General features: G+C 47.9%; 21 protein-coding genes. 8 read left to right on the top strand and 13 right to left on the bottom strand.

Annotation, left to right across the window (positions count from 1 at the left end; translation table 11 throughout):
- Position 1 precedes the first annotated feature (1 nt).
- Entirely contained in the window at positions 2–586 is a 585-nt protein-coding gene (locus AC2T0J_RS02510) for an acyl carrier protein phosphodiesterase (protein ID WP_489808621.1), read from the top strand.
- A 6-nt stretch (positions 587–592) separates the two neighbouring features.
- Here the strand turns inward: AC2T0J_RS02510 and AC2T0J_RS02505 are convergent, their stop codons facing one another.
- Both AC2T0J_RS02505 and AC2T0J_RS02500 read right to left on the bottom strand, forming a co-directional pair.
- A complete protein-coding gene (locus AC2T0J_RS02505) occupies positions 593–1,837 on the bottom strand; it encodes an EAL and HDOD domain-containing protein (RefSeq protein WP_489808620.1) in 1,245 nt (414 codons plus the stop codon).
- Between the two features lie 129 nt (positions 1,838–1,966).
- Entirely contained in the window at positions 1,967–3,187 is a 1,221-nt protein-coding gene (locus AC2T0J_RS02500) for an EAL and HDOD domain-containing protein (protein WP_489808619.1), read from the bottom strand.
- Between the two features lie 503 nt (positions 3,188–3,690).
- Here AC2T0J_RS02500 and rpoH point away from each other — a divergent pair.
- Entirely contained in the window at positions 3,691–4,557 is an 867-nt protein-coding gene (rpoH, locus tag AC2T0J_RS02495) for an RNA polymerase sigma factor RpoH (RefSeq protein WP_489808618.1), read from the top strand.
- 77 nt (positions 4,558–4,634) lie between these two features.
- Here rpoH and purT read toward each other — a convergent pair whose 3' ends face one another.
- The 4 genes from purT to pip all read right to left on the bottom strand — a co-directional run bounded on the left by purT (position 4,635) and on the right by pip (position 8,193).
- Complete coding sequence (purT, locus tag AC2T0J_RS02490) at positions 4,635–5,825, bottom strand: formate-dependent phosphoribosylglycinamide formyltransferase (protein ID WP_489808617.1); 1,191 nt, start codon at positions 5,823–5,825, stop codon at positions 4,635–4,637.
- A complete protein-coding gene (locus AC2T0J_RS02485) occupies positions 5,822–6,730 on the bottom strand; it encodes a bifunctional GNAT family N-acetyltransferase/hotdog fold thioesterase (RefSeq protein ID WP_489808616.1) in 909 nt (302 codons plus the stop codon). The genes purT and AC2T0J_RS02485 overlap by 4 nt, the downstream gene beginning before the upstream one ends.
- Before the next feature lie 76 nt (positions 6,731–6,806).
- Entirely contained in the window at positions 6,807–7,244 is a 438-nt protein-coding gene (gene dtd, locus AC2T0J_RS02480; protein WP_489808615.1) for a D-aminoacyl-tRNA deacylase, read from the bottom strand.
- Positions 7,245–7,251: 7 nt separating this feature from the next.
- Positions 7,252–8,193: a prolyl aminopeptidase gene (pip, locus tag AC2T0J_RS02475; protein WP_489808614.1), complete on the bottom strand. Its 942-nt coding sequence runs from the start codon at positions 8,191–8,193 to the stop codon at positions 7,252–7,254.
- A 97-nt stretch (positions 8,194–8,290) separates the two neighbouring features.
- Here pip and AC2T0J_RS02470 point away from each other — a divergent pair, with 97 nt between their 5' ends.
- The 3 genes from AC2T0J_RS02470 (at position 8,291) to AC2T0J_RS02460 (ending at position 11,778) form a co-directional block, all read left to right on the top strand.
- Positions 8,291–8,524: a hypothetical protein gene (locus tag AC2T0J_RS02470; protein WP_489808613.1), complete on the top strand. Its 234-nt coding sequence runs from the start codon at positions 8,291–8,293 to the stop codon at positions 8,522–8,524.
- Between the two features lie 2 nt (positions 8,525–8,526).
- A complete protein-coding gene (locus AC2T0J_RS02465) occupies positions 8,527–9,177 on the top strand; it encodes a DUF2959 domain-containing protein (protein ID WP_489808612.1) in 651 nt (216 codons plus the stop codon).
- A 132-nt stretch (positions 9,178–9,309) separates the two neighbouring features.
- Positions 9,310–11,778, top strand: coding sequence for an EAL domain-containing protein (locus AC2T0J_RS02460; RefSeq protein WP_489808611.1), 2,469 nt, complete (start codon positions 9,310–9,312; stop codon positions 11,776–11,778).
- Positions 11,779–11,827: 49 nt separating this feature from the next.
- On the opposite strand, the gene AC2T0J_RS02455 is transcribed toward AC2T0J_RS02460, so the two are convergent.
- Positions 11,828–12,673, bottom strand: coding sequence for a virulence factor BrkB family protein (locus AC2T0J_RS02455; protein ID WP_489810422.1), 846 nt, complete (start codon positions 12,671–12,673; stop codon positions 11,828–11,830).
- A 142-nt stretch (positions 12,674–12,815) separates the two neighbouring features.
- Complete coding sequence (gene metF / locus AC2T0J_RS02450; protein ID WP_489808610.1) at positions 12,816–13,709, bottom strand: methylenetetrahydrofolate reductase; 894 nt, start codon at positions 13,707–13,709, stop codon at positions 12,816–12,818.
- Positions 13,710–13,975: 266 nt separating this feature from the next.
- Between metF and metJ the strand changes: the two genes are divergently transcribed.
- The gene (gene metJ / locus AC2T0J_RS02445; RefSeq protein WP_489808609.1) at positions 13,976–14,308 is read left to right on the top strand and encodes a met regulon transcriptional regulator MetJ; all 333 of its coding nucleotides are present in this window, start codon (positions 13,976–13,978) and stop codon (positions 14,306–14,308) included.
- A 103-nt stretch (positions 14,309–14,411) separates the two neighbouring features.
- Here the strand turns inward: metJ and AC2T0J_RS02440 are convergent, their stop codons facing one another.
- The 4 genes from AC2T0J_RS02440 to AC2T0J_RS02425 form a co-directional block, all read right to left on the bottom strand.
- Positions 14,412–15,587 carry a pyridoxal phosphate-dependent aminotransferase gene (locus AC2T0J_RS02440; protein WP_489808608.1) on the bottom strand — a complete coding sequence of 392 codons (1,176 nt, stop codon included), beginning with the start codon at positions 15,585–15,587 and terminating at the stop codon, positions 14,412–14,414.
- Between the two features lie 31 nt (positions 15,588–15,618).
- Positions 15,619–16,440 (bottom strand): sulfite exporter TauE/SafE family protein, encoded by an 822-nt coding sequence (locus AC2T0J_RS02435; RefSeq protein WP_489808607.1) that lies wholly within the window; start codon positions 16,438–16,440, stop codon positions 15,619–15,621.
- A 172-nt stretch (positions 16,441–16,612) separates the two neighbouring features.
- Positions 16,613–19,264: a TonB-dependent receptor plug domain-containing protein gene (locus tag AC2T0J_RS02430; protein WP_489810421.1), complete on the bottom strand. Its 2,652-nt coding sequence runs from the start codon at positions 19,262–19,264 to the stop codon at positions 16,613–16,615.
- Between the two features lie 553 nt (positions 19,265–19,817).
- Entirely contained in the window at positions 19,818–22,433 is a 2,616-nt protein-coding gene (locus AC2T0J_RS02425) for a TonB-dependent receptor plug domain-containing protein (protein WP_489810420.1), read from the bottom strand.
- A 476-nt stretch (positions 22,434–22,909) separates the two neighbouring features.
- Here AC2T0J_RS02425 and AC2T0J_RS02420 point away from each other — a divergent pair, with 476 nt between their 5' ends.
- Positions 22,910–23,923, top strand: coding sequence for a LysR family transcriptional regulator (locus tag AC2T0J_RS02420; protein ID WP_489808606.1), 1,014 nt, complete (start codon positions 22,910–22,912; stop codon positions 23,921–23,923).
- Here the strand turns inward: AC2T0J_RS02420 and yjeH are convergent.
- Positions 23,920–25,170: an L-methionine/branched-chain amino acid transporter gene (gene yjeH, locus AC2T0J_RS02415; protein ID WP_489808605.1), complete on the bottom strand. Its 1,251-nt coding sequence runs from the start codon at positions 25,168–25,170 to the stop codon at positions 23,920–23,922. The two genes, AC2T0J_RS02420 and yjeH, sit on opposite strands and share 4 nt — an antisense overlap.
- A gap of 258 nt (positions 25,171–25,428) precedes the next feature.
- Between yjeH and AC2T0J_RS02410 the strand changes: the two genes are divergently transcribed.
- Complete coding sequence (locus AC2T0J_RS02410; RefSeq protein WP_489808604.1) at positions 25,429–25,614, top strand: hypothetical protein; 186 nt, start codon at positions 25,429–25,431, stop codon at positions 25,612–25,614.
- Positions 25,615–25,677: the final 63 nt, after the last annotated feature.

Below are 25,677 nucleotides of genomic sequence, written 5' to 3'. Positions count from 1 at the left end.
TATGAACTATCTGGCCCATTTATTTTTAGCCCGGCCCACTGCCGATTCCTGCTTCGGTAATTTGTTGGGCGATTTTCGCCGTGGCGTTGATCTTGACCTCTATTCCGATGCGGTGAGAGCAGGCGTCGCCAACCATATATTAGTGGACAAATTCACTGATTCGCACAGTATTGTGCGCCAGGCCCGTGGTGAAGTTTCTGCCAGGCGCCGGCGGTTTGCCGGTATCATGTTGGATGTGTTGTTTGATCACTTCCTGATTAAGCACTGGTCGCTATACAGCGAGGATAGTTTTACGGTATTCAGTCATCGTGCCTATGATTGTCTGGCCCAGCGTGTCAGTGTTATGCCCGAGTCCATGCAGGCAATGGTCAGGAGCATGCTGACCCATCGTTGGCTGGATACCTATACGCATTTGCAGGGCGTAGAAAGGGCGCTGGAGCGCACTGCCAGTCGCATTCGTTTTCAGCATAACTTTCATGGCAGCATCGACGAAGTGCAGCAAAATTATAGGGTGTTTGAGCAATCGTTTCTGACATTCTTTCCACAACTTCTGGCCGCCGTGCGCCAGCAGGGCGTAGAAGACTGAACGACTTTATTTGTCAGTGACCTGTTTTCTCGGGAAGTAGGACGAAATGGTTTTACGTACCCCGTTGCCCCATACAATGGCCTGATTAAACAAGCTGTGCAGGTATTTCTGATCGATGTTGAGCTCTCTGGATTCGCGAATAACATTCATCCACATTGCCCCTTCAAAGGCTCGGACCAGTTTCATGTAGTGATTAAATTCAGCCGATTTACACAGCAGCGCATCGTTGACTTCGTCGGTCAGCGGGAGCTGGCGTAAAATATCCGGCATTTCCTGATCGAGCAGGGCATCGAGTAATGAAAACAGGCCAATCAAAAAGCCAATCGGCGGATCGGAATTCAGCCCGCGTTCCTGAGCGAGCAGGTCGAAAAATTTAGCCCGTACTAAAGACATATGCAGTAATTCAAGCGGCTTTTCGTCACCTAGGTGAGCCAGCGACAACAGGGCAATAAATTTTTTAATTTCCACCTCACCCATATAGTTAAGCGCATGCTTTAATGAGGTGATCTTATAGCGTTTATTAATGGTGGGATTGTTAATGAATTTGAGCAACAAAAATGACAGGGCGGCATCGCGCTCGACAATCTGGTTAATGCGCTCCAGATTAAACTGCGAGCTGGCACTTTCGCCCATCAAATCAACCAGGTTCATTTTTGACGCAGGTAGCTGACGTTGCGTGGTTTTTTCCGGCGTAGCGAAAAAGTAGCCCTGAAATAAATCAAAGCCCAAATCACGACAAACCACGAAGTCGTCGTGGTTATTCACATTTTCAGCGACCAGTTGAATGCTGGATTGCAGAAAACGAGGAATGTTCTGTTCAATAACGCTGTAATTGGCTTTGTGTACATCGACTTTAAGTATATCGATAAGCGGAAAAATAGAATGCTGGCCGCTGATCATCGCCGGATCATCAATCGCCAGTTTAAAGCCCAGCTGTTTTACATGTTTACAGGCATCCACCAGCGCCGCTTGTTGGGCTGGGTATTCAGACAGCTCAATCACCACCGTATCAGGATTAAGCGTTGCGGGTAGACCGGCAATCAGTGTATCGCTGTGAAAGTTGATAAACGAGGTTTTATCGCCGCAGATATCGTCCAGCCCCAGGGTGTGAAAATGCTCTGCGATGTAGCGGCTTTTCTCGTTATCGTGGGTGGGGTAGGTACCGGATTTACCATCCCTGAACAACAGTTCATAACCGAAAACATCCTTTTCCCGGTCTAGAATTGGCTGGCGAGCGATAAATGCAAACATTAAAGTGATTATCCTTGTTATACCATTGGCCTTAACAACAGACCTATACAAACTCTAACCGATGGTTAATCTTTGATCCATCTTTAGTTAGTTAAAATAGACTGATCCGGCGCAATGTTCGGGCGATAATTAGTTATGAACTTCATTCTGCAAAGCCGCAGCCCAACTGAGCGAACTGGTATAAATTTCGTGTAGCTGCTTTTGGGTGAGGCCGAAACGCGAGCTTAGTGCTCTTATGATACCCCACTGACCGCGTTCAAACGCGGTTGCCAGTTGTAAGCATTGTTTCAGGAGGTTGTTTTCACCGCATAATGCGCCACTCACATCATCCGGTAGTGGCAATTTCTTTACCAGTTCGCGCATTTCCTGTTCCATCAGGGTGTCGATAAGTGACAGTATGCCGGTGAGAAAACCACGGCTTGGTTTGCTTTGGTCTTTCATCGCAATCAGGATAAGCTCACAAAAACGGGCCCGAACCAGACTCATGCTCAGGATTTCACCGGGCTGACCGTCAGATAAATTAGCCAGCGACAACAGGGCAATAAATTTACGCACTTCCTGCTCACCCATAAAGGTCATGGCGTGCTTCAACGATGTGATTTCGTTACGCTTGTTTACCGTGGGGTTATTAATAAACCGCAGTAACAGGTAGGAGAGAGAAACATCCCGCTCGAGAATCGCGTTAATATTCTCAATGTTAAGTTCAGCCGCTGTGCTTTCTTTTAATAATTCGAGCATATTGACGGCCGACGAGCTCATCTTACGGTGGCGGATAACTTCAGGACGAGCAAAGAAGTAACCCTGAAAATAGTCAAAGCCCAGTTGGCGGTAATAATGAAACTGTTCTTTGGTCTCCACTCGTTCAGCTACTAATTTAATGTTATGCGTCTTCAGAAGGGGAACCGCTTCGCGAATTTGTTCATCAGTGACGGTGGTGATATCAAACTTAACAATACTGATAAGCGGCAGCAGGACCTGCCATTTCTCCTCGAGATCATAATCATCGAGTGCCAGCCGGTAGCCCTGGTTGCTGATTTGCTTGCAGGCTTCTACCAGGTCATCACTAACATCCACGGTTTCGGTTATTTCAATGACCACACTTTTCGGGTCGAGACTGGTAGGAAAGCGGTAAAGTAGCGTATCCGTATGGAAGTTGATAAACGCCTGTGCGCCGTTAGTTACTGCTTCCAGCCCTATGTTTAAATGGCTGGCAGCGAGAAGTCTGGAAGTGGCTTGATCGGGCGGTATATTGGGAAAACAGTTTTTTTCCCCATCCCGGAATAACAGCTCATAGGCATACAACTGTTGAGATGTATCTACAATTGGCTGGCGCGCTACATATGCAAACATCCGATCTCCATAACATGCAGTTCAGCGCAATTCATTTGCGTTTATTGATCTTGTGCTGTCCAATGGAAGTAATATACGTCGAATAGTTTTAATAATCACCTGTCCAAAGAAAATTTTGCGACGCAAAGATGATTAATGCCAGGCAATAGTGGGTCTGATAAGGTTTTTTGTGAAAGTCTGGCCACAGTAGTCCGGTCTTATGCAGGTAATGCTTGCGATACCTGCGATGTTATGTGCCAGCAACATTAAGTTACATTATGAAGCAGGCCAATTTATGCACTGAAAAAGTGGTTTTTCTACACTCTTCATCCGGTTAGCTATCGCAGACGTAAAAATTTGAACTTTTTTATGATATCGGGGTCTTGATAAGTATGGTATTAACCCCTATATTTCGTTTTTGATTGGTTGGTGCGTCGCAGTGAGATGCTACCAACCTAAGCTTCGCAAACTGGTATTTTTGTTATTGGATTAAGTGAAGTATATAGGATTTTATTGAGGTGACTATGAGCGTGGGTACAAGTAAAAACTTACAATCAATGGCCCTGTCTGTTCCACACAATGGAAGTATTGAAGGTTACATTCAGGCTGTCAGCACGATTGACATGCTATCCGCTGACGAAGAGCGCGAATTGGCGTTACGTTTGCGTGAAGATGAAGATATCGATGCGGCACGTAAGCTGGTAATGTCTCACCTTCGTTTTGTTGTGCATATTGCCAAGTCCTATTCAGGGTACGGGTTGCCTCAGGCAGACCTTATTCAGGAAGGCAATATTGGTTTAATGAAAGCGGTAAAACGCTTTGACCCGTCAGTGGGTGTGCGTTTGGTCTCTTTTGCCGTGCACTGGATTAAAGCCGAAATTCACGAATTTGTATTGAAAAACTGGCGCATCGTTAAAGTGGCTACCACTAAAGCCCAGCGTAAGTTGTTCTTTAACTTGCGTAAAGCAAAGAAGCGGTTGGGCTGGTTCAGTCACGAAGAAGTGCAAACCGTGGCGAATGAGCTGGGTGTCAGTACTAAAGAAGTGCTGCAAATGGAAGCGCGGATGAGCTCTCAGGACCAGGCTTTTGATTTGAGTGCCGATGACGATGAAAACGGCAGCTTTGCCCCGGTTCAGTATCTGGAAGATAAATCAGAAGACGTCGAGTCAAGTGTGATTAATGATGATTGGGATGCTAACGCCACTAAGCGTTTATACTCAGCCATGAAAACCCTGGACGATCGAAGTCAGGATATTATCGAAACTCGCTGGTTAGCGGACGATAAAACCACCCTGCAGGACCTGGCAGATAAATATCAGGTCTCAGCAGAACGGGTTCGCCAGATTGAAAAGAATGCGATGAAGAAATTACAGGCCGCCATGGCAGGCTAACATTCTTGCTTCTGAAAACAAAAAAAGCGCCCTTGCAGGCGCTTTTTTTGTTTTGGCAGGTTTATTGTTATCGTTGGTTAATCTTTACTGATGGTAATGTCCACGAGATCGGCAGCCTCACGGGCCGTGGCAACTGCAGAGTCAATGGTCTCACCACGAGCCAGGGTTACACCTAAACGGCGTTTGCCGTTGATAGTGGGTTTGCCGAACAAACGCAAATCTGTCATCGGTTGACTGAGCGCTTTATCCAGGTTGCCAAAACTGATGCGATTGCCCTCACCAAAGCCCAGAATCACCGCTGAAGCGCTTGGGCCATAACAGCTAACAACCGGTATGGGTAACCCGAGGATCGCCCGGCTGTGTAAAGCAAACTCCGACAGGTTCTGGGAAATCAGTGTGACCATGCCCGTATCGTGTGGTCGTGGAGAGACCTCACTAAAAATCACCTCGTCACCACAGACAAACAGTTCTACGCCAAATAAGCCATAGCCACCAAGCGCCTGGGTTATTTTATCGGCAATTTGTTGTGCGCTCGCCAGGGCTGTGTCGCTCATCGCGGTGGGTTGCCAGGAGTACTGGTAGTCGCCGTCTTTTTGAATATGGCCAATGGGCGGACAAAATGTTACGCCTTGTCGCGTGCGGACTGTCAGAAGCGTAATTTCATAATCGAAATTCACATGCCCTTCAACTATTACCTTACCGGCTCCGGCACGGCCACCTTCCTGAGCGTATTGCCAGGCGTGCTCTATATCGTCAGGGCCAGTCAATCGACTCTGCCCTTTGCCTGAGGAGCTCATGATGGGCTTTACAAAGCAGGGGTAGCCAATCGCCTCAATTGCAGCGACAAATTGTGTTTTATCACTGGCGAAACGGTAAGCCGAGGTTGGTAATCCCAGCGCTTCGGCGGCCAGCGTGCGAATGCCTTCACGGTTCATGGTCAGATTAACCGCGTTGGCACTTGGCACTACAGTAAAGCCTTCTTTTTCAAGTTCAACCAGCTCCGCAGTAGCAATTGCCTCAACCTCCGGCACGATCAGGTCCGGTGCTTCTTTCTCTACGACTTCCCGCAGTGCTTTGGCATCCAGCATGGAAAACTGATAACTGCGATCGGCAACCTGCATGGCCGGAGCATTGGCATAGCTGTCGCAGGCAATAACTTCGCAGCCCAGACGCTGGCATTCAATAACCACTTCCTTACCCAGCTCGCCGCTACCCAGTAGCAGTATCTTTTTAGCCTGAGGGGTAAAAGGTGTACCAAGTGTTGTCATTTGTCGTCCTCTTTAGGTAATACCCAGTAAATACCGTGAAACTCCGCCACTGGCTGGGTATCGTCAAGCACTTCGACTTCCAGTTCCAGACGGCACTTCTTACCTTTTTCCAGCAGGGTGAACTTGCCTTTAAGCCGTTCAATATTGCACACTGCGCGGGGCTTCATAGTGATGGGCTTATGATAGTGAATATTGCCATCGCCAAGCACGATATCGCCATCGAGACCTTTATTCTTAAGCTGCAGAAAAATCATTCCCCAGCCGGTTAATGTGGCCAGCGAGAAAATACTGCCGGCAAACATGGTGCCGTGGATGTTGATGTTTTTATTTAGCGAGGCCCGGGTTTCCAGCGTCTTGCCGGTATACTGATGCAGTTTGATACCCATATGCTCAGTAATCGGGATCGTTTCGGTCCAGGTATTCTGCAGTTCCTGGCACCACTGTGGGTGTAACACCAGTAAGGAAAAGTCGTCCAGCTTCTTAACCATTTGCTGACGTTTCAGCAGGCCCAGTTCATTGGGCGCCTCCCGCTCTACCTTAAAACCACAGGCCTGGAAGAAATCAATGGATATCTCCCGGCTGTTGGTAACGGCACGAATGGCTCCGAGCTCACGGGCTACCGCTTCCAGTGCGTTAAGCATAAACTGGCCGAGCCCCCGGCGCTGGTAGTCGCTGTGTACCGCGATATGACGGATCTGCGCTTCTTCGGCGGTGTTTAAATGAACCCGGCCACAGGCAATAATGTCGCCGTCATTATTCACCACCATGCGGTGTTCACTGACTTGCTCGTACTCGTCTTTTTCTGAGCCCGGAGGAAAATTCCATGGCTGGCGCAAATACTGCCAGCGGAAGTGATAATAAGCCGCCAATGCATCATCGGTTTGCGGTGTGACTATTTTGAACACAGCCTTACCTCAAATTAAATTAGGGCCCACATTAAATCTTAAGGCTCTATTAACAGCAAGAGGCGGGCGGGAAAAATTATACCTGTAAATGGAAGGTTACCGGACCATCATTGACTAACTGTACCTGCATGTCGGCGCCAAACTGGCCACTGGCCACCGGGATATCCATGGTTTGTAACTGATGAATAAAGGCTTTATACAAGGCGTTACCCAACTCTGGCGTGGCACCACGGGAGAAACCCGGCCGGTTACCTTTGCGGGTATCGGCTACCAGGGTAAACTGCGACACCACCAACACGGCGCCGCCGGTTTGCTTTACGTTCAGATTCATCCTGCCATCTTCATCACTGAAGATGCGATAATTCGTTAACTTGGTGGCTAGCTTTTCCACTTCAGTCTGGGTGTCATCTTTTTCCACACCTAACAGGATGAGGATCCCCGGGCCAATCTCGCCCACCGTTTCGCCTGCTACGGTTACACAGGCTTCGCTTACGCGTTGAATTAAACCAATCATAGTTGTACTAGTGCTTTAAAATAAATTGATGGGTTGCCTCGCGTAGGGCCATAGCAATTGCTGGTTCAGCACTGCTGTGGCCTGCGCCGTCAATTAAGAGCAACTTACTGTCTGGCCAGCATTGATGCAAGACATGGGCACCCTGAGGTTTGCATACCGTATCACAGCGCCCGTGAATTATCCTGCCAGGAATGCCGGCCAACCGGTGAGCCTGTTGTAGAATTTCATTTTCGCCGATAAAGCAGCGGTTAACGATGTAATGCCATTCCAGTACTGCCAGGCTTAGCATCACCGGGTGGGCAGACTCAGGTTGTATCGGCACACCCGGAGAATGAACCCGGGCAATCGCTTCCTCCCACTGATACCAGCGAATTGCTGCCTGGTGACGCCGGCGCTCATCCGCACTTGAAAATACCTTGCTGTAATGGGCCAGCACAGCGGCAAAACTGTTGGGGTTGTCAATTTCATCAATAAAGTGCTGATAAGCATCAGGATAGATTTGCGCTGCTCCGCCATCGGGGGCCAGAAACCACTTAAAATCTTCCTCCCGGGCCAAAAAGATACCACGTAAAATAAGTCCGTTCACTGTCTCAGGCTCGCGGATTGCTGCAAGCAAGGCCAGGGTAGTGCCCCAGGAACCGCCAAACATAAGCCAGCGGGCAATACCGAGATGTTCGCGTAGACGGGTAATATCGGCAAGTAAATCCTGGGTGGTATTATGGGTTAGCGACAGGTAAGGCTGTGAACGCCCGCAGCCGCGTTGTTCGAAGCCGATAACATGATAAGCACTGAGATCAAAAAAGTCTGTGTAGCGGGAACTTAAACCAGCACCTGGCCCGCCATGGATAACCAGTGCAGGCACGCCGTTGGGATTGCCACTTAACTCATAGTAAACCCGGTGGCCATCACAGCCGGGAAGTAATCCATGTTGATAGCACACGCCGGACATAGACAAGTTCTCTTACAAAACAGAAGGGTAAAATGATTGTATCTCAACCCTAATTCATTTAATTTAAACAGAAGATAGGTAGTTAATCGGAGTTATTATGGCTGGACAAGGTTCTGGCGGCAACGTAATTGCCGCGATATGTAGTTTCTTTATTCCTGGTTTAGGGCAATTGGTGCAGGGCAGGATTATGGCAGCCTTGTTCTTTTTTGTAGCGTGTGCCGTTAGTTATGCACTGGGCGCAACGGTCATTTTGTTCTTTATGTGGTTTGTCGGCGCAATCTTTCATTTATGGGCAATTATTGACGCAGCCAAATTCAGAGGTGTTAATTAACCATGAGCCGGTTATTGAAAGCCTGCTTGGTCGCGTTAGTACTAGTCTCTGTGACGGCTTGTCAGAGTGCCTATTACGCCGCCTGGGAAAAGGTGGGTGTGGAAAAGCGTGAGATTCTGGTCGATAGGGTTGAAGATGCCCGTGAATCCCAGGAGGATGCGGAAGAACAATTTACCTCGGCGCTCGAGGAGTTTTCGGCCCTGATCCAGTTTGATGGCGGCGATCTGGAGGAAGCGTATCAGTCTCTTAACGACCAGTACGAAGCCAGCCGGTCTGCGGCTGAGGACGTCACCAATCGCATTGATAAAATAGAAAGTGTTGCACAAGCGCTGTTTGATGAATGGGAAGCTGAACTCGACGAGTACAGCAACGCCAGTCTAAAGCGCACTAGTAAACAAAAATTGTCTGAAACCCGGGTTAAATATAACAAGATGGTGCGCGCAATGCGTAAAGTCGAGAGCAGTATGGACCCGGTATTACGTACGTTGCAGGATAACGTGCTGTTTCTCAAACATAACCTGAATGCCAGTGCCATTGGTGCGCTGCAGGGGGAACTTAATGATATCGAGCGGGACGTGAAAACTCTGCTAACCGATATGAAAAGTGCCATCGCCCAGTCCAACGACTTTATCGCCGACATGAATGGCGGTTAAACCAACATAGTCGACCTTTCACCGCAATTCTTACTACAAAAGTAGTAAGAATTGTTCTCCATCAATATGCCTGTCAGACAACTTGTGCATGATTGCCGCCAGTGAGAATGGAGCTGGTAGTGATAGAGTGTCATGAATGCATTGGTTGCAAAGTTAAAGAAACTGTCCGATTTTGTTGGTCAAACCCGCGGGCAGGAATATTTCGAACTGTTAGTGCTGGCGTTGTCAGAAATCATTGAATGTGATTTCATTTTCATCGGCCAACCCAACAAACAGGCTAACCGTTGTTCTACGGTGGCGGTCTCTGCCTTTAGCCGTATAGAGGAAAATTATACCTACGAGTTAAAGAACACGCCTTGCGAAGCGGTAATTAACACCGGCGTGTGTTGCTTTCAAAGCAAGGTCACAGAGCTTTATCCTAAGGACCAGTTACTCAAGGATATGCGTGTAGAGTCGTATATCGGCATGCCGCTGCACAGTGCACAGGGCGATGTACTGGGCATACTAGTGGCTATGCATACCGCCGCAATAAAAAGTGAAGCCGAGATCACCGCTTTATTTGAAATAATAGGTTATCGAATCGCTGCGGAGCTGGAACGGGTAGAGCAGGATCGTTCACTGAACATGCTGTCATCGATTTTCAGTAATTCAGCCGAAGCCATGCTGGTAACAGATGCCGATTTAAAAATTATTGAAGTTAATCAAGCCTTTTGTGACATGTTCGGTTACAGCCGCTCAGAAGTGCAGGGACTTGAACCTCAGTTACTTTCTTCTGGGTTACATAATAAGTCCTTCTATCGGAATTTCTGGTTTAGAGTGTTTAAAAATGGGGTGTGGCAGGGCGAGATAAAAAATCGTCATGCCGATGGCTCGGTGCTGGAGCAATGGGTTTCAGTTAATCAGGTTCGCGATGATCACGGTCATATCCACCATTATACTGCGATTTATACCGACTTAACTGAGCTTAATAAAACCCAGGCGGAAAACTTATACCTGGCTAATACCGATCCGCTCAGCGGATTGTCGAGCAAGTCTTTTCTCGTTGAAGAACTCAAATCGCCTGGCAGCAAAAGCATGTTGATAGTGGGAATCGACGGGCTCAGGTACCTTAACGATGCTTATGGTTTTGATGTCTGCGATGAACTGATCCGCAGTACCGCCAGAATTATTAAGGAACAGGTGGTCGCCGACTGCTATGTGGGCGGCGGCCCGGGGAAGTTTGTATTGCTGTTTAAACGGCCCGTGGACCTTTACGCAGTAGCCGAGCAACTGCGCATGTATTTTCGTCATCATCAGGTGTCTACAGCGGATATCAGCGTCTTTGTTTCGCTTTCTTTTGGCGGCGCCCGGGGGAAAACCGATCTACTGCGGTTAGGCGTTACTGCACTGCGTCAGAGTCGCGAATCAGGTGATTTAAAATGCATTGTGCTGGAACAGGACGCTATTGCGGCGGAAAGTAAGCAGCATTTATTGTTTGTTGAAGCCAACAATATTATTCACAGCGCGGTTAATCAGCAGCTTATTGTGCCGTATTTCCAGGGGATCCATGATAATCAGCTGGGCATTGCTACCCATTATGAAGCGCTGGCCCGAATTCACTATAACGATCAGGTGCTCAGCCCCTATAGCTTTATTGATGCTGCCAAAGTGGCTGGAATGCTGCCATTGATTACCCGACAAATGGCCCGTCAGGCGTTTAAAATCATGAGTCATCATGATTATACCTTTTCACTGAATATTACCGAGTATGACCTCAATGCCCAGTATCTGCAGCGCTTTCTGGAAGAGTTGTGTAAACAGTACCAGATTGCACCTCAGCGGGTTATTCTGGAAGTGCTTGAAGGCATCAGCAGTGCGGGTAAAAACAGTCATCTGAAACAGCTGAAAGCGCTCAAACATGCAGGTTTCAGGCTGGCCATTGATGACTTTGGTACCGAGCATTCTAATTTCGAGCGGATCCTCGACTTGGAGGTCGATTACCTCAAAATTGACGCAAAATATATTAAGAATATTGATACCGACGCCAAAAGTTACGAAATTGTCAAAGCGCTGAGCTTCTTTTGTCGCAACAGCGGAATTAAATGTATAGCTGAATTTGTCCATTCCATTGAGGTGCAGCAATGCCTGTTGGAACTCGGTATAGACTATAGCCAGGGCTTTCTGTTCTCACGCCCTGAGTCGTTTGGCGAACATCAGGAGCAGGGTGAAGTACGGGTAGAATTTGATAAGCAGCACCCTAATCTGGTGCACTTACGGCTTAGCGGACATATTCATAAGGCCATGCGTTTTACCGATGCTTTCCGCCGCTGTCTGGCCGAGCGGGAGAAACCAGTTGCCTATGGACTGTTTGACTTCAGGTATTCTGATTTCTTCCAGATGGGCGAGCCTGATCTTATCGATCGTGCCCGCCTGGCCGCTATCGAGCCTCAGTATCAACAGTTTGAAAAAGTAGCGTTGCTGGTGGATGGCCAGTATTCACAGAAGATGGCGGCTGTCTGGTGCCTGCATGTGATGAGAGGCTTTGAGGTACGCAGCTTCGAAGATGAGGCCTCAGCCCGACAATGGCTTCTCGGTGATGCCCAGCTTAGTTTAATTGCTTAACACTACTACAGAGCCGGTTGTCTGGAAGGTGGGTGACGATTGATGCCACTTAACCTTCCGGGACATCGTTCTCGTCATTGGCGGGCTTTTTTTCTTGCTCTTCGGGGAACGCTTCGCCCAGACTACAGGTAAATTCGGCGCCTAACAGCACCACGATCCACGACAGGTAAATCCAGAGAAACAGTAGCGGTAGTGCGGCCAACGCGCCATAAATAACCTGATAAGACGGGAAGCTGGTCACGTAAAACGCAAAGCCTTTTTTACTGAGTTCAAATAGCAGGGTAGCCAACACCGCTCCACCTAAGGCATGAATTACCGGTACGCGGCGATTGGGTACCAGCATGTATAAGATGATGAAGGCTGCGAGTGCAGCAAAGCTTGGCACCAGCTCTAGCAAAAACGTGCCCAGCCCGGGAGTATATTCTTCGGCAAACTCGGCCAGTCCTACCAGGTAGGAGGTCATTACCACGCTGGCGCCCATCAGTAGTGGTCCGAGTGTAATTACCATCCAGTAAATGGCAAAGGTATAAATAATCGGGCGTTCACTCTGCGTGCGCCAGATGCGGTTAAGCGTTTTATCCACATTAGAAATAAGCAGGATGGCAACAACTAACAGGGAAAGAATCCCCACGGCGCCCATTTGCGAAGCGTTACCCACGAAATCGCTCATGTACTCATGCACCACATCACTGGCGGTCGGTACAAAGTTACTGAAGATAAACTGTTCGAGTTTATTGCGCACGATCGCAAAGGCAGGAAAGGCCGACAGGATGGTAAAAAATACCATTATGAAAGGTACCAGCGACAACAGGGTAACGTAGGCGAGGTGGCCTGCGGAGATGGTGATATTATCCGTTTTACAGCGGGTAATGAAGGTTGTAGCGAATTTCTCCAGATGGGGCTGGTATTGCTCCCAGCGGGCGCGTAATTCAGGTAATGCCACTCTTGTTCCCTGTTGGTTCAACTATATCAATAGTCTACCTGCGCTGGGTGAGGGAGCAACCGTTTTCTTAGTTGCCCGTTAATAAGTTGGCAGACTAACCGGCGTTTTGCGGTTTCACGCCCAGCATGTGACAGATAGCATAGCTCAGTTCACTGCGGTTAAGGGTGTAAAAATGGAAGTGTTTAACGCCTTCTTTCGCCAGCACCTTAACCTGCTCCATGGCGATGTTAGCACCCAGCAGATTGCGGGTGGTCTGATCGTCAGCATCCAGGCCTTCATAAAGTTTATGTAACCAGCCAGGTACGTGAACGTTGGTAAAACCAGCGAACTTCACCAGCGTCTGATAGTTAGTCACAGGCAGGATACCTGGCACGATGTCTAAATCGATACCCGCTGCTGCGGCTCTGTCGCGGAAGCGTAAAAATACCCCGGTATCAAAGAAAAACTGTGTAATTGCTTCACTGGCGCCAGCCTCAGCTTTGCGCTTGAGATTAAGCAAGTCAAATTGTGCGTTAGGGGCTTCCGGATGTTTTTCAGGATAGGCGGCCACTGAAATATCAAAGTCATGGACGTCTTTTAAAAGGGCTACCAGATCGGAGGCGTACATATCTGTTTTTTCGACGCCTTTAGGTAAATCGCCACGCAGTGCAACGATGCGGCGAATACCGGAATCCCAGTAGTCACGGGCAATTTGTCTCAATTCGTCTGCTGTAGCATCAACACAGGTCAGGTGTGGGGCTGCGGTAACGCCTGTTTGCTGCTGAATGCGTTTTACCACATCATGGGTGCGGTTACGCTCGCCACTGTTGGCACCATAGGTGACTGACATGTACGCAGGTTTTAACGGCGCAAGACGTTCAACAGACTTCCATAGGGTCTTTTCCATATTCTCGTTGCCGGGTGGAAAAAACTCAAATGATACATCGATGTCGCGTAATTCTGACAAAGACTGATTTAGGGCATCGATCCCCTGCGCGTATGACACCATGGTGATATATTCTCAATTGGACGTTTAGACGTCTAAACTAAAGAATATATGTCTAGACGTCAAGCAGTTTACACTGCTCAATTGATGTTTTCTGTGGTTTAATACCTTTATAGCGAATATTTTGGTTAAATTGCCCTGTGAACGCAGCCGCATGACGAACTGGGTGGCCGCACTGATGCCGGGGTAGCCGAGTCGATCAGAAATTTGCTGTACAGGTATACACAAAGTTTCTTATTACAATAATGATAGCAGAGCTGGGAAAGAGCATGGCAAAGTGGGACGGAAAATATATTTATCCTTACGCAGAGCACGGTAAAAAGAGTGAACAGGTTAAAAAAGTCACGGTGTCGATTCCGATCAACGTACTAAAAGTACTGACCGATGAGCGCACCCGCCGCCAAATCAATAACCTGCGTCATGCTACCAATTCGGAGTTGTTATGCGAAGCATTCGTCCATGCTTTCACCGGTCAGCCATTGCCTGATGACGACGATCTGCGCAAAGAGAATCCCCACCGTATCCCGGCTGAAGCCCGTCGCATCATGGAAGAAATGGGGATTGACGTTGACTTCGAGGAAAACGAACTCGACAACGATTAGCCTTTGCTGAATGAGCAATGAAAAAGGCCGCTTTCACAGCGGCCTTTTTGCTTTTTTGGAGCTTTCTGTCGTTACGTGCGGTCCAAGGGACCAGGGTAGCAGCTTAAGCCTTAATGGCTTTGTACATTTCATCCAGTGCTTTTGGCACCGCAGCCGCGTATTTCTTAACATCTTCAATGCGACCGGTACTCACCCGTGACCACTGCTGATAGGTGCGGTACTGTCCACGAATAAGCACGTCCTGCTCTTCCATCGCTTTGCGGAATGCATTCGCATCGCCGTTATCACCAAGGTTTACAAACACAAAGTTAGTGGTCGATGGCAACGCGCTTAAGCCGTTTGCTTTAACTGCATCCAAAATGATGTCACGGCCTTCTTTTACTTTCTGGCGTGAGAAATCTTTGAAGGCTTCATCATTGTAACTGGCAATCGCAGCAGCCAGACCTGCCTGGTTAATTGAATAACCACCCAAACCATACTTGTTGATGAACTCCATGTTCCCTTCGCTGCCGAGCATGTATCCAACCCGCATACCAGCTAAGCCGTAAATCTTCGAGAAAGTGCGGGCAACAATGATGTTGTGACCTTCGTTGACCAGCGGGATCATTGAATGCTTGGGACCGTCTTCAATGAGTTCGTTATAGGCTTCGTCTACCAGAACCAGGGTCTTTTTCGATGCCTTAATACAGAACTCACGAAGCGCTTTAGGATCAAGCACTTTGCCGGTAGGGTTATTCGGGTTACAGATGTGAACCATGGCAATGTCATCATCGATAGCATTGTAGAGGGCATCCAGATCGATACTGAGGTCGGCTTTGTTCGGTACTCGCACGATTTCCGGACCGCCCTGACGAACAGGGGCCATTGACGTGGTATCCCAGAATAAGTCCGGACCCAGAATCTTGCCTTTACTGGTTGCAGCAAAAGCCGCAAACGCCAGGATCAGGCTTGAACCTGCGGTAATTGACACATTTTCTGGTTTCAGACCGTTTGATTCCGCCAGCATATCACGTAAATACATACCTGCACGGTAGGCGTAATAAGCACCACCGGTGCTGCTCGCTTCAGCTATGGCTTTCAGAGCCATATCACTTGGACCATAGGGATTTTCGTTGGCGTTCAGCTTTGCCACGCCCGGTGTTGGTCCATACATGATTTTAGGCGATTTCATTGGCTGCGCTGCGGCCAGGCCAGCAGGCGTAATAAGACCCGTAGCACCAGCGGCTGAAGCGGCCAGTGAGCCTCCTAAGAATAATCGTCTTGATGAATTATAAGTCATTGACTGTTCCTCTTATTTTAATGTGTGAGCTTTATAACGCTTTGGCAAACATAGCGACTGATACAATCACCAGGTAAATACCAAACAGACGCTTAAGCATTTTTTCACTAAAGCTGTGTGCCATTGATGCACCAATCGGTGCGGTCAGAATTGAACCAATACTGATAGCTAGCAGAGCCGGCAAATTAATATAGCCAACCGTGCCAACGGGCATACCCTGTGGATTGGTATTTTCCATAAACAGGAAACCAATTGCACCAGGCAAACCAATTAAGAACCCAACACCAGCAGCCGTTGCTACCGCTTGTTGAATGGTACGGCGACACATCACCATGGTGATGACTGTCGGCGTGCCACCACCAATACCAAGCAGTGCAGAAAAGCCACCAATGGTAAACGCCAGAATACTTTTGCCCACGCCTTGCGGCATCGAAAAAGACATACCTGGACGAACCACAAACTCCGGAAATAGAAAGTAAATGGAATAGAGTAATACGCCGCCGGCAAAAACCATTGTCAGGCCATTACTGCTGGTGTGATTAGCGATGGCTACACCGCCAAGCACGCCTAGTATGATCCACACTGACCATGATTTAAGCATGTCAAAATCGACTGCCCCACGTTTCTTGTGTGCTAAAACCGAACGAGCACTGGAAATAACAATGGATGCCAAAGAGGTACCAATTGCTACTTTTACTAACTCTTCAGAATTGGGGGTAAAGAAAGGAAATACGGCGAGAAGGGCTGGGACTACAACAAAACCACCTCCGTTGCCAAAAAGGCCAGAAGTAATGCCTGCGACCGCGCCCGCAACGCACAACGTGACGACGAACCAGACGAGTTCAATCTCCATAACAACAGTGCTCCACTAGTTAAATAATTATTCGGTTTTTTGTTATTTTTATACAGTAGAAATTATAACGTTTTGTACGCTTTGTCGCCTTGATAGCGATGAGTGACCTGATAAAGTCGACCAGCCCAGAGGCTGGTCGATAACAGGTTTATTAATAGAGATAAGCTGCAGCTTAGAAGCTCGCGTTGAGTCTCATGTAGTAGTAACCACCCTGCCAGTCAACGATGGAATCAGAGCGATAAATACGACCACAGCAGCTCTCTCCAATCTCACCTGGATCAGGGTAGTTATCGAACAGGTTACGAGCACCGGCTGAGACAGACAGTGTTTCGTTGATGAAGTAAGTCCCTTCCAGGTCGAACATGACTTCGGGTTCAAAAATCTGAATGGCTGACACCTGGTTGGCACCCTCAGAGTTTGAGTAGCCACCGAAGTAATTCATACGAGCGGTAAATGACATGTCATCCATAGCGTGTTTTACAGATAAAACACCGCGGGTAGCTGGCGTGCCGTTTAAGAAGTCGTAAATAGCTTCGTTGTTGAAATAAACCTGTGGATCAGAGTTAAAATTCTGGTCGGCAAAGTTCATTGATGCCGTGATTGTGGTGTCACCGTATTCAGATTCAAAGTTGTAGGTACCAACAATATCAATACCCTGAGTTACCGTATCGAATGCATTCTGGAAGTAGAACACTCCACCAATCGTATTAGCTCCATCTACGCCCGCTTCATCCAGTGCCAGGTAACGTTCGTAAGCGGCTAAGTCTGCATCATAAGTTTCTGAGTCAGGATCAGTTGGCTGGTTTGTCGACACATCCAGAGTAGAAATCGCGTTAACCCGATCTTCAAGCAGAATGCGGTAGTAATCCACGGTCAGAGTGAAGTTACCAATATCAGCAGTGGCACCCAATGTGAAGTTAGTAGACGTTTCAGGTTTAAGTGGTGACGCCCCCAGTGCCTGAGCCGTTGCACTGCCAGCCGGGAACAGGCCGGTTGCTACAGGTAAGCCGTTAGGCAGACGGGTTGATACGTTGGTGGTACCTTGCTGACCTGGTGTTGGAGCCCGGAAACCGGTACCAAACGATGAGCGTACTGCGATTTCATCAGATACCTGGAAGATAGCCGCAATTTTGTACACGACTTCTGAGTCGAAGTCAGAATAGTCCTCGTAACGGATAGCAGCCTGTGCGAATAGCTTGTCGGTGATGTCGCCCGAGATATCACCATATACCGCGTAAGAATCACGCTCATAGGTACCAGTATAAGCGTCTGAATATCCGGGGAAACCGTTAGAGCCTACGCCAACGGCCTGGAAGGTCGGATCGATACCGGCAAAACCATCAACCGGATTACCATCATTATCGGTAGCACTGGTGTTGTTGGCACAGTTCATACCAGCAGCCAGAGCGGCCGCCACAGCCTCATCAGACGCTAAGCCATAACCGATATCCTGACGTGAGCAGAAACCAAACGGATCAGGCACAGAGTGGGGGCCTATTGCAACTGATGCAGCGTCACCGGCAGATATTTCGTAAGACTCTTCCATGTAGCTAGCACCGAAGGCTAGTACGTATTCAGCAAAGTCGTAGGTAAAATCTGCCTGGAACTGTAATTCGTCATTGCTCAGGTCGCCCGGTTTAAAGGAAGTAGGAGATGCATCGCCCATTGACGGGTTGATGGTGTTTTTCAGGGTGTAAGAAATTTCGTTATAGCCATAACGACCGCTGATGTCATAACCTAATGAACCGGTTATGCCTTTTAAGCCGGCTGCAAAAGAGTAATCAGTGATATCACCGAAGAAGCGTGGGGTAAAACCGCCCGGGAATTTTTCCAGAGGATTGTAGATAGTGCCGTCGATTTCACGCAGATCTTCGATGGTACCGTTGCCTGGGTAACGGTAGAAGAATGAGCCGTCACCTTCACTTTCTGAGTAGTTTGCGAAGGAGTAAATTTCCATATCTGAGTTAATCGCGTAACCGGCGTTAACAAACACTTTTGCACCAGAATAGTTAGGTTGCCCCCAAGGTTGTACCTGTGGAGAGCCATGTACAGAACGCCCTTGTTCTTCCGCCGCAGCAATATAGTCCGGACTTTGCTCGTCCACACAGAACCAGCTCTCACAATACTGCTCACCGCGGAAAGTCGCTTCAGAATCAGTCACTTCTGCAGAGATGCTTAGGAAACCGTCGTCACCTAAAGAGAAGCCTTTGTTACCACCGATGGTGTATTGGTCGCCGTCACCTTCGTAATACTGGCCGATATCCAGGGAGAATGAGCCGCCTTCGGCGTTGTTTTTAAGCTGGAAGTTGATCACCCCGGCGATGGCATCAGAGCCATACTGTGCCGCTGCACCATCACGCAGAACCTCTACACTGCCTAAAGCAGCAGAAGGAATGGTGGCAATATCAGGGCCCTGTGTACCAGAACCTCCGATCTCAACCAGTGCTGCACGGTGGCGACGTTTACCGTTAACCAAAACCAGGGTTTTGTCAGTCGGCAGGCCACGTAATTGTGCAGGACGAATAAACGTACCACCATCAGAAATTGGCTGACGGGTCAGGGTATATGATGGAACCAGTGTCATCATGATGTCGTTCATGTCTGATGACGCCACACCAGTAATGTCTTCAGCGGTTAATACATCTACCGGAACCGGAGAGCTGGTCACTGAGCGAGGCGCACCACGGGCACCCACAACTGCGATTTTCTCAACATTCTCTTCCGCTGCCTCTTCTTCTGCCATTGCAGTGGTTGCGACAGTCATCGAAAGCGAATAACCGGCAAGACCTGCCAGTATTGCTGCATTTAATTTCTTGAGTTTCATCATGTGTTCCCTAAATTGTCATATCACTATGATCTTTTTAGGTGCAATTACGATAGGCGTGAAATCACGTCGCTGGCTAAAACTGCCCCAAATTGGTTCATAATTGCACCAAATTTAAACATTATTTGGACTTAATGAGCGCGTCAGACTTTGCTGACGGCTGTGCAAAGACTAAGAAAAGAGCAAGTGTTTCCGGAAGAAAAAAGAATGTTGAGGGTTATAAAGAAAATATTGAGGTGTTAAAAAAAACGATTAAATACAATTGTTTAATCCTGATCTCTGCAAATAAAATATTTTATAATAAATGCGTTGGCTACAAAAAATTAACAATTCAGAGCGCTTGAGAGGCCGGTTATTCTTATTTAAGGTATTGAAAATAATGGATAATATTTTTTTTGATATGGTCTGTACAGATTGTTATAAGCTACTTAACGGACAATTAGTTTATACGAAAGTATAGAGTGTGTTATCCGGCATCGGATATTATTGTCGGGCAAAAAAAGACCAGCCACAGGGCTGGTCGATTAAGATGTTGCGAAGTTAAGCGTATTGCTTAAAAGGTATAGTTAAATTTGGCATAGTAGTAACCACCCTGCCAGTCCACTAGTGAGCTGGTCAGATAAACTGCACCATTTCGGGCATCGCCAATGGTTTCTTTATCCGGGTAGTTATCAAACAGGTTTCTGATCCCGGCCTGCAGCGTAATACTCTCGGTTAGGAAGTAAGAACCTTCTAAATCGAACATGTATTCTGAACTGAAAGTTTGAAAACGTAATGGTTTATCGGGGTCTACGTCATTTGAATTGGTGTATTCACCGTAGTAACTCAGCCTGCCTGTTACAGTGAAATCCTGATAAGCATGTTTAACAGAGAAAACACCACGGACATTCGGCTCTGCATTTTCGAAATCGTATTGCGCCTCGCGGTTAAAGTAATCGCCGGGATCGGAGTCGAACTCAGACTTGTTGTAGTTCATCGACAACGTGAAGGTCGTGTTACCTATATCTGATTCCATACCGTAAGTGGCTACCACATCTAAACCTTCGGTTACACTGTCGAAAGCATTCTGGAAGTAGTTAGCGCCACCAATTGCGGCAGCCTGGGTTTCGCCAATGGCATCAACCAGGTTGAGGTAATTAGCATATTCCGCGGTATCAGTGCCGGCAGTCTGATCGGCAAAGAGTGTAGAGATGGCGTAAAAACGATCTTCAATTGCAATGTTGTAGTAATCAACGGTTAGCGTGAAGTCACCATAGTTAGCGGTCATACCCAAAGTAAAGTTGGTGGATGTTTCCGGCTTCAGCATTTCTGCTCCCAGGGCCTGTGCAATCGGGCCATTAGCCGGGAATAAACCTACGTTTACCGGATCGGCGAACGGGAATCGGGTCGAAACGTTGGTAGTACCTTGCTGACCTGGCGTTGGTGCGCGGAAACCAGTGCCGAATGAGGCACGTAAACCGACTTCTTCGGTGACCTGATAAAATCCCGCTACCTTATAGACTGTTTCGGCGTCGAAGTCTGAATACTTTTCGTAACGAACGGCCGCCTGAGCAAAGAGTGCATCGGTCAGGTCTCCGGATACGTCAACATAAACCGCGTGAGAGTCACGGCTGTATTTGTCAGAGAAAGCCGGTGAGTAACCCGGAAATCCATTTGAGCCCACACCTAGTCCACTGGTGTATACCGGATCGTCAGGGTTGTTGCAATCGAGGCCATTGGCAACGGCCGAGGCTACGGCATCGGCGGAAGCTGTACCATCGCAGAATCCCCAGGGGTCAGCGCGATAATAGGTGCCTTGTGAATAGGAGTCTGGATCCCCGGTGGTAATTTCGTAAGACTCATCCATGTAGCTTAACCCGAAAGCCAGCACATAGTTGGCTATGTCGTAGGTAAAGTCGGCCTGAAACTGTGTTTCTTCGTTAATTAAGTCCCCTGGCTTAAACGAAGTAGGAGACTCGTTCATCATAACCGGGTTAAACGTGCTCCACAGACTATATGATATTTCGTCGTAGCCGTAGCGTCCGGATAAGTCATAACCGAGATCGCCAACCATGCCCTTAATGCCGCCAAGCAGGGAGTAATCCGTAATATCACCGCCAAAACGCGGGGTAAAGCCACCTGGGAATAACTCTACGTTGGGATCCCACACAGAACCGTCGGCGATCCGCACTGGTTTCAATACGCTGTTGTAAGGGTAGCGATAGTTAAAGGCACCGTCGCCTTCACTCTCGGAATAGTTACCGTAAGCGTACAGTTCCATATTGCTCCCCAATGCATAACCTGCATTAAAGAAAATACGCGCGGCCTCGTAATTTGGCTGACCCCATGGTTGCACTACATCACCACCTTGTGCGGTTCGGCCCATTTCTTTTGCCGCCGCTACAAATTCTGGCGTAACATACTGAGCATAAGGCTTTGTTGCATCAAAACCTTCTAAAGACGGATCCACACAGAAGCTACTGTTACAATACTGCACACCACGGCTGGTGGCATCGGTATCAACGATTTCGGCAGAAATACTTAAAAAGCCATCGTCACCCAGTGCAAATCCTTTATTGCCGGTAATGGTCAGGGATTCACCATCACCTTCGTAATACTGTCCCCATTCTGCTGAGAAACTGCCGCCTTCAGCATTATTTTTTAACTGGAAGTTGATTACGCCGGCAATAGCGTCTGAACCATATTGTGCTGCTGCACCGTCGCGTAATACTTCAACACTGCCAATGGCTGAAGCCGGAATGGTGGCCAGGTCAGGACCCTGGGTACCAGAACCACCGATAGAAACCAGTGCCGCGCGATGACGGCGTTTACCATTAACCAGAACCAGGGTTTTATCGGTTGGCAGGCCACGCAATGAAGCGGGGCGGATAAAGGTACCGCCATCAGAGATAGGCTGACGGCTAAGTGTGTAGGAAGGTACCAGCGTCATCAAGATATCGTTCATATCTGAAGAGGCAACCGAACCGAGATCTTCAGCGCTCAATACATCTACAGGTACCGGTGAGCTGGTCACTGAGCGAGGCGCACCACGGGCACCCACAACTGCGATTTTCTCAACATTCTCTTCCGCTGCCTCTTCTTCTGCTAATGCAGTGGTTGCGGCAGTCATCGAAAGCGAATAACCGGCGAGACCTGCCAGTATTGCTGCATTTAATTTCTTGAGTTTCATCATGTGTTCCCTAAATTGTCATATCGCTATGATCTTTTTAGGTGCAGTTACGAAAGGTGTGAAATCTGGTCGCTGGCTAAATTTGCCCCAAATTGGTTCGTAAAAGCACCAAATTTAAACATTATTTGGACTTAATGAACGCGTCAGACTTTGCTGACGACTGTGAAAGACTAAAAAAAGAGCAAGCGTTTCCGGAAGAAAAAAGAATGTCGAGGTCTATAAATAAAATATTGAGGTTTGAAAAAAAATCATGAAATACAACTGGTTAATCCTGAGATTGGCAAATAAAATATTTTATAATAAATACAGGGCTACAAAAAGTTCACAAATCAAATGGTAAGCCTGACCATTTGATGGCATGTAACTTGCTGAAATTAAAATGAAAATAAACTATTCGCTGTAGGTTGGTGAGAATGTAACAAACCTATGATTTACAGCGGTGTGGCATGAGAGTTGACGAGTTGAGTAGTCTATAAATGAATTCCAAACAGCTTCAGTATTTTCTTGTAACGGTTCAAAAAGGAAGTATTGCTGCTGCAGCGAGGGAACTGGATATCGCACAACCTGCGATCAGTCAGCAATTAGCTAATCTGGAACGGGAAATGGGCAGTGCCCTGTTTGAGAGAAGTTTTAAAGGAGTGAGTCTGACAGCAGCCGGCGAGGTTTTCGAGAAACACGCAAAAAAACTTATTGAAGACATAAATGCTGCAAAAATGGAATTACATCAGTTAGCCGCTAATCAGCACGGCGTTGTTCGTGTGGGCATGTTACCGTCGATCGGTAATGTGTTGTCGATGTCTTTAATTGCAATGGTGAATGAATCTTATCCCCATTTAAAGCTGGAAATCAGTACCGGGCCGTCTTATGCGGTGAAAGAATGGCTGAAGACCAATCAGGTGGATATCGCCCTGACTTATGAACAGGAAGTCGAACCGCGTTTTATGTCTGCTTATCCGATCATTGAAGAATTTATGTACCTGGTTGTTGGCGTAAATGAGGCTTCTGCCTACTACCAGCTGCTGCAACACCGGGATACCATTTGCTTTTGGGAGCTCAGCCAGTTTGAGTTACTTACGCCTGGCCCAAAGGATGCGCTGGGGCGTCTGATTGAGAAGTATGAAAAGGATACTGGCGTTGCGCTAAAGCATGACAAAGCCTACTCGGGACAGTTAATGACCGGACTACGTCAGGTTATTCAGGGCGAGGGGTTAATGATTTTACCTTCTTCTGCCATGTACCACCTTGAAGAGAGTAAGGTGATCAAATCGCTTAAAATAACGCAACCGGATATGAAGCGGCAGGTGTTGGCGGCAACCAACAGTAATTTTGCCATGACCGACGCAATCGTTAAGATGTTAACTATCATTCAGGAAGTTAGCAGCGCTGAGCAGGCTTCTGGCCACTGGCGTGGAAATCTGCTTAATAAGGTACTCAGGAACGATTCCAGGCCTTTGGGGATGACGCAGCCATCATCTGTCGGGTTACTTTAGCAACTATCAGAGCGTCTTAGCCTGAGATGGCGCTGTTGATACCATAACAAGGGGGCAAACAGGGTAAACAAGGCCAGAGCGTAGAGCATTTTGCTACCCAGCCCCAACGCGATTATACTGCAAAACAGGCAGCCAAAGTAAACCAACGGGCGATGGGCGCGCGACAACAGTTTCATTGCTGCCAGCATACTGGCCAGATAGATCAGCACAAATACGCCATTCACCCAGCCAATCAAATCTTCCAGGTTGTGGGTCGAATAGCGGGTAATAATTAATGTTAATGACATAATCAGAAGAATTGCCTGTAACGCTCTTTGTGGCACACCGTAACGGTTGAGAGTGCCAAAATAAGCTGGCAGAACGCCGTCCTGACTCAGGCTCCAGGCCAGCCTCGACAAACTGGCCGTATACACATTGACCGTAGCGAGACCGCCGGCAATACCCAGGATTCCTATTACATAAGCGCCGTAACCGCCGACAATCTGATCAAAGACATCCACCATCGCCAGGGTATTTTCCGTGCTGTCATCGATCAGCAGGTAAGTACAGCCAATATAAATGATGCCAACTAACAGCGTGCCCAGCATTATAGCCGGGACCAGATCCCGTTTTGGATCTCGAAAGTCATTGGCCAGATGAGATAAAGCTTCAATGCCTAAAAAGCTCCAGAACGCCAGCCCCATAGCGGCCAAAGTACTGTCCAACTCAAAAGCGGACGGGGGCAGTGGCCCTGGAGTCGGCATAAGACTACCGCCAATTACCAGTGTACAAACCACCAGGGTAATAATGAGTGTCAGGCCCAACTGTAAGGTTGCCGAAAACTGAACGCCCCGATAGTTCAGCGCCAACAACAGCCCGACAATGGCTAGTTGAATAGGCAATGACCAGGTGGCATTAAGCTGCAGCAGACTTTCTATAAACCAGTAGGTCATGATGATAGCGGCGGGCGCTCCAATGGGCACTACAAATAAAAACAGCATGCCAATGGTTCTGCCGGCGGTAACACCAAAGGCTTTTTCCACAAAGAAAGCAGGGCCTCCGGCATGTGGATACTGAGAGGATAGTTTTGCAAATACCATTGCTACCGGCAGGATGGCCAGAATCAGCAACACCCAGCTTAATAATGCGTAGTTGCCGGCAACGGCAATGGTCATCTGCGGCAGAATAAACACGCTGGTACCGAGCAATGTGGTGGTTAGTAATCCAGCGCCGTGCCAGCGGCCAATTTTTTGTGGTGAGTGACTCATAGCAAGTGTCGGTGGAAGCAGAGGCGGCGATTATAGCGCTTTATCGACAAAATCGTGGCAGTTTTTCTTCAGGATGGACATATTTGTCGAATTATTTAACAGTTTGACCAGTTACTCATACTGCCTATTTCAGCAGGTCCCTGATACATCAGCTAAAAATGACTCTGGCCCGGTTTATGCTGCAGTGAAGCATAACGGTTTTATGGCTCGCCAATCCTGGATGGTGTCTGACTCAAACAAAGCGTATAAGAGGTAGTTATGTCTTGTTTAACCCGACAACTGCAACAGCAATTGGCTAAATATATCAAAAAAGAAGTCGAGGTTGCGTCACCTTGCGATCCGTCGGTGATCCGTGAGGAATTGATTAACCGTGGGGTTTGTCCAAGTGGCATTACTGAGGGGCAGGTACGACAGGTGCTGGAAGTGGCCGGATACCTTCCGTAGTAACAAAAATACAAAAAAAAACAGGTGACTGAGAGCCACCTGTTAGCTACATAGCAATGATGG

The organism is Alteromonas sp. ISO5 (assembly GCF_058105165.1).
Note: the sequence above shows the minus strand (reverse complement) of the source record. Positions and strands in the feature narration are given on the sequence as shown.